Source organism: Pseudomonas sp. AC463, assembly GCF_979253585.1.
Genome location: NZ_CEEDDZ010000924.1, coordinates 1 through 252 on the forward strand (window position 1 = coordinate 1; position 252 = coordinate 252).

Sequence of the window (252 nt, forward strand, 5' to 3'; positions counted from 1 at the left end):
GGCGAGATGCGCCACATGATGGAGCATGCCCGCTTCGGTATCTCCGAAGGCGTGCCGCAGGCGATCGTTCAGGCGGACGGCGATATCGTGCGGCTGCGGCCGGGCGCCGCCAAGAAGGTCGGGCATGCGACGGTCGGCCGGCTGGTGCTGGACGGCGACGTGATCCTGCCGTCGGACGGGTCGACGATCAACGAGCGCCGCCGGATCGCGCTGCACGGCCAGATCTCCGTCGCGGTCGCGGTGGGGCAGGGC

The 252-nt window shown here is 71.4% G+C and carries 1 protein-coding gene; it reads left to right on the top strand.

Translation table 11 applies throughout. From position 1 onward, the window contains the following. Positions 1 to 15 precede the first annotated feature (15 nt). On the top strand, positions 16 to 252 hold a 237-nt coding region (locus tag AC0IYH_RS32925), incomplete at its 3' end, for a hypothetical protein (RefSeq protein ID WP_471838579.1).